This is a genomic window from Bartonella rattimassiliensis 15908 (assembly GCF_000278215.1).
In the GTDB taxonomy this organism is placed as follows: domain Bacteria; phylum Pseudomonadota; class Alphaproteobacteria; order Rhizobiales; family Rhizobiaceae; genus Bartonella; species Bartonella rattimassiliensis.
The window spans coordinates 192,712-195,802 of sequence record NZ_JH725067.1 but is presented as its reverse complement, the minus strand read 5'-3'; the positions used below and the strand labels follow the sequence as shown (position 1 = coordinate 195,802).

General features: G+C 32.3%; 1 protein-coding gene. It reads left to right on the top strand.

From position 1 onward, the window contains the following. The first annotated feature begins 1,343 nt into the window (after positions 1-1,343). Positions 1,344-2,432, top strand: coding sequence for a TIGR04086 family membrane protein (locus MCY_RS06560; RefSeq protein ID WP_007347580.1), 1,089 nt, complete (start codon positions 1,344-1,346; stop codon positions 2,430-2,432). Positions 2,433-3,091 lie beyond the last annotated feature (659 nt).

Genomic DNA, 3,091 nt, shown 5'->3' with positions numbered 1-3,091 from the left:
GATCCACACATTCATCCCGTTTGTTATGTGCAAATGAGTGGTTTTGATTGATTAAAGATAAACCGGTTTGAAATGAGAGAATCTTACGTTATTCGGGACTCTCATTCAACATACAAAACAGTGAATTATCATTATAAATCAATGCATTGTAGTCCAAATAAGCTGTCCAAGTGCCAAGGCCAACAAAAAAGCTGGTAAAAAATATCGATAGAGATCAATCCCCCATCGATAAGCATCCAATAAGTATAATAAATAACAAATTATATTTATAACTCATAAAGAAAAAATACTTTTTAGTTAGAACTTAAATAGTATTTTAATTAAATAAAATATATTTTATTATTACAAATATAAATAATAATTATTAAACAGAATGTTGTTTCACATGCTTCACAGGAAAAAACTATTTTATAAATAAGCTTTTCCTGTACACACATCTTACGTAATATATATTGGCCCTTTTACAGATATCATAGGTAAAAGGTACCAACATCGCACACCCTCTCCGCAACAACAATACCAATTTTACACAATATTATACAAAATGGATCTAAAAAACTCAACGAAGAAAAATGGGCTATTTACAACTTCACTCCCAAATTACAACTGTAGAAAGCCCACCTATACCACAAAAATAACTTAAAGATCTTCTTAACGCAAAATAATTGTATAAAAAATCTTGATCTATTGACGATACCATAAAATATAATGTCATTTCTGCAAACTAGCTCACAAACAAATATAGTTTACCCATTTCATAAAACTCTTTAATCTAAGATAAATATCAAAAAAGTATTGTCTAATATATTAACAATATATGTTGTCATAACAATTCAATAAGCTTTTTATTTAATGTAATCCATGATCTTTTATAACATTCTAAATTTAATATTTATTTTTTATCTTCAAATGCACCTAATTTCGGAAGCTCGTTTTTTAAATATTTCTCCGATAAAAACAATTTCTTATGAAAAAAGCAGATATACCACTCACTTTATAAGGCAGCATTCAATTTTTTAAAGTTATTCTTTCATATGAGAAACCTGATGATAAGATACATTATATGGATAACCACATCTTTCTTTAAGCATAAGTTCAATCTTTTGAATTATGTCTCAACATTTTAACTCTCATAACAAACTTAATCTTTTACTTCTTTTTTACGATAAACAAAAAACCCTCTGCACATGCTTTAAACGAAATTTTCAAAGGAAGATGCTTCACCATGATAATCTTGATTTTACTTAATCTTTTACTTCTGTATTTTTATTGTTCGCATTATTGCTTTTGGAACATAATTGATCACCAGGCATTTTATCTCCATATATTCAAGGAGATAAAACATGGAAACGCGCATTCCTGAAGACACACAATTTGATACACATTTTTTAGGCAAAACATCTTTAGAAACAAAATATCCATTTTTTCATACCCCTATTTCATGGTCTGCAATTTTTGCTGGCCTGGTGACTACTCTTGCCACCTCCATCTGCCTCTCTTTTTTCATTGCAGCGTTAGGTTTAAGTCAAATAGATTTCACTTCAACCACGCCTTTTAGTGGCTTGTTTTTTTCTTTTGGCCTTGGTTCACTTATTGTTATGCTCTTAAGTCTTGCTTTGGGAAGCTATGTATCTGGGCGTTTTTCTGAAATCTCTGGCGCTCTTCATGGTTTTTTAACTTGGGCTTTACTAACACTTCTTATGACATTTCAAGCCATCCACGTAGTTTCTAGTACAGCAAAAATAGGTACTAAAGCTGCTCTAGACAACAGTTCTATGATCCAACGAACGGTAGACAATTTCAAAACAAATATTTCTCCCCTATTGGCAAAATTAAACAGCGAAAACTTTGAAAAGTTTTTGACAAAGCACAGCAATAGTGGCATCAACTTTGACCAACTTGGTAGTGAATTGCGTACTCTTTTCAAAAAAAGCGATATTCCTGCCCTCAGTTCTGATCGCTTGAAACAAACCTATCAGGCTGCACTCAACGATATTAGTTCTGCGATAACAGCTTTTAAAAATGACCCTTCTCATTATCGCACTACTTTGAGTAATTTAAGAGATCACCTTTCTCATCGCATAGAAGCTCTAACCACAAAATTTAATCAAAGCGATATCATCAAGACGCTTATGAACGATGGTATGACACGTGCAGATGCACAAACAGCAACCAACCGTGCCGTTCATCTCTATCAAAGTGCAGCGGAAAAAACCGAAAAAGCGATAAAAGCGCTTGAAGAACAAACCGAAACACTCTCTGATAATCTTGAAGATACCATAAAGGGAGCAAAGAACACAGCCACTAAAGCCACCAAAACAGCCTCTAACATAAGCTGGTGGAGCTTTTTAGGCAGCTTGATTGGGGCTGTAATTTCTAGTGTTTTTGGTTATTATGGTTACAGAAGCCGTAAAGATTCTTTCATGATTTAAAAATTTATAGCTCAGCAAGTATAAAACTAATAAAAAGCTGTACAGATTGTACAGCTTTTTTGCAATTTTTTTAATTTTTGCGCATGTCGTAAGCTATTTAAGAACCTTTATTTTAGTCTTGAATGCTATATTCTCATGAAACACTATCTTCAACAGAAGAGAACATTTTTCGATTATTTTGTTTATTTATTTTTTAAGCAGATTTTTTTTATTAAGTCCTAAATTTTTTTGGTTATATGTGGCCTTCATACTTTCACAGAAAAACATTCTTCTACGAGAAAAAATTTTTTTCAAGGTAGGATGAACATATCAATGCTATTGTTTAAGGGGACAGAAAGTATTTTTTGTAATCAACCAACTAACCTCTGATACTGAATAGCTCAGTTTTCGTCTACCCTCATCATTTGTCCTTTAGATAAACATATTAATCAAACGGCTACACTGCTGAAAGTTCGCGAGATAAACAACTGTTGAATCCGAATATTTTTCATATTTTATTTTTCAGATTTTTAGGCTCCACGAAGCATATCCCACCATAAAAAATGTCCGGAAGTTGAGGGAGAACTTCAATTTCTCTTCAACAGAAGAGAACATGTCCACGGTTTTGAGGTTACACATTAACGATTAACGAACAAGTCTTACAGAAACTTTTGTTGACC

Coding starts and splice junctions, on each gene's coding strand:
- MCY_RS06560 (WP_007347580.1), top strand. CDS start 1,344: ATGGAAACGCGCATTCCTGAAGACACACAATTTGATACACATTTTTTA.